The organism is Brevundimonas sp. EAKA (assembly GCF_000698025.1).
Classification (GTDB): domain Bacteria; phylum Pseudomonadota; class Alphaproteobacteria; order Caulobacterales; family Caulobacteraceae; genus Brevundimonas; species Brevundimonas mediterranea_A.
In genome coordinates this window covers 1-1,965 of the sequence record NZ_JMQR01000232.1, presented here as the reverse complement: position 1 = coordinate 1,965, position 1,965 = coordinate 1, and the positions used below count along the sequence as shown (strand labels likewise).

The window sequence follows — 1,965 nt, the reverse complement described above, 5'->3', positions numbered from 1 at the left end:
ACCCTGTACGGAAACCAGACCCAAAGGCGGGACGTGCCAGGGTCAGGGGATGAGAATAGGCTCTTCCACCCGGCGAACCCAAGCCCTGATCGCCGCCGCCCTGATCGCCGCCCCGGTCGCGGCGGGTCCGGGCATGGCGGGCGCGGCGCCGGCGGATCGATACTATGAGCGCAGCTTCGTCCTGGCCGCCAACGCCCGCTGCGGCCTGTTCCAGCCCCAGCTGACCGCCGCCCTGACCGCCGCCGCCTGGCAGGCGCGGGGCGCGGCCCTGCGCGCAGGCGGCAATGACCGAGACCTGGCCGAGACGGCGGCGCGGGCGCGGGCGCGGGCGGCGGCGACGCGGTGCGACTCCCCCGATCTGAAGACGGTCAGCGGCCGGGTGCGCGACGCCTTCTCCGGCTGGTCGCGGATGGCGCGGATGAATTTTCCCGGCGAACGGGCGGGCTGGAGCGCTGATCGCGCCGCCTACGCCCGGCCCACCTGGCGGCTGATGCAGGCGACGCGGACCGGCGCCTCGCCGGTGCGGTTCGGCATGGTCGGCGGGATGGGCCGGTCGGACCAGCTGGCGGCCGTGGTGTCCTGGCAGGGCCGGTCACGGCCGACCGGGGTGCGGATCGTCATGCGCGACGCGACCGTGGCGCCGCGGCCCTGGCTGGCGCGCGAACTGCCGCCCCAGACCCAGCGCCGCGCCGTCTGGGCCTCGGGCGTCTCGGCGGCGGCCGCCGGTCTGCTGGTCGAGGGGCGAGAGGCGGGCCAGATGTGGGTCTTCCCGACCTCGGCGGCCGACGCCCTGTCGGCCCTGGATCCGCGCGAGATCTTCACCGTCGAATTCCTGTTCCGCGACGGCAGCGTGGCCCGCTCGACCTTCGAAACCGGCGACTTCGCCGCCGGCCGCGCCTTCCTGTCGATGGGGCAGACCTAGACGGTCAGGGCGCGACGAGGTCTTCGACCGGCGCCTCGCCCCGCGTCTCGTCCCGCGTCTCGACCGGTTCGATGGGGATGACCGGCAGGCGCACCATCACGGCCGTACCCTCGCCCAGGGTGCTGTCGATGCTCATCCGGCCGCCGTGCAGTTCGGTCAGGGACCGGACCAGCGACAGACCCAGGCCGGTGCCCTGGGCCTTTTGGTCGGCGCCCCCGGCCTGTTCGAACGGACGGCCGACCCGTCGCAGATCCTCCGGCGCGATGCCGACGCCGGTGTCCGACACCACCAGCTCCAGATAGGGGCCGACCCCGTCCAGGGTCAGGGTGACGGACCCGCCGGTCGGGGTGAATTTGACCGCATTCGACAACAGGTTCAGCGCCATCTGCTTCAGGGCGCGGGCGTCCGCCTGGACCGTCAGGGGAATGGACGGCAGGACCGGGGCCAGATCGACCCCCTTGTCGTCGGCCTGGACGCGGACCAGGGCGACGGCGGCCGACACGGGGTCGCGCGCGTCCAGGGACTCCAGGGCCAGTTCGTAGCGTTCGGCCTCGATCTTCGACAGGTCCAGCACGTCGTTGATCAGGTCCAGCAGATGGCCGCCCGCCTGATGGATCGAGTCGGCGTAGCCGGCGTAGCGGTCGGGCAGGGGGCCGAACAGGCGCTGACGCATGATGTCGGCGAAGCCGATCACGGCGTTCAGCGGGGTGCGCAGCTCGTGGCTCATATTGGCCAGGAAGCGGGTCTTGCCGGCGCTCTGGGCCTCGGCCTCGGCGCGGGCGCTCTCCAGGCCCAGTTCACGGGCGAACTGGGCGGTGCCGTCGAAGGCCTGGGCGATCAGGCGCGGCGGGTCGCCTCCGGAATCGCCGCCGGAATCCTGGCCGTGGTCGAACCGCCGCAGGATCATGACGACGCGCCGGTCCAGGGCCTGGCGGGGGCTGAACAGGATCTCGGCCGTCTGGCCGGCGGCGGCCCGCTGAAGCGCGGCGGCGACGGCGGGGCGGTCGGGGGCGTCGACGGCGGCGATCAGGCCCTGGTTCACC

At 73.4% G+C, this 1,965-nt stretch carries 2 protein-coding genes; one reads left to right on the top strand and one right to left on the bottom strand.

Features of this window, described 5'->3' with window-relative positions:
* Positions 1-49: 49 nt before the first annotated feature.
* Positions 50-922: a hypothetical protein gene (locus ER13_RS17135; RefSeq protein WP_035311300.1), complete on the top strand. Its 873-nt coding sequence runs from the start codon at positions 50-52 to the stop codon at positions 920-922.
* Between the two features lie 4 nt (positions 923-926).
* Here the strand turns inward: ER13_RS17135 and ER13_RS17130 are convergent.
* Positions 927-1,965, bottom strand: a 1,039-nt coding sequence (locus tag ER13_RS17130; RefSeq protein ID WP_035311297.1) for a HAMP domain-containing sensor histidine kinase, incomplete at its 5' end; no start/stop codon positions are given.

Coding starts and splice junctions, on each gene's coding strand:
- ER13_RS17135 (WP_035311300.1), top strand. CDS start 50: ATGAGAATAGGCTCTTCCACCCGGCGAACCCAAGCCCTGATCGCCGCC.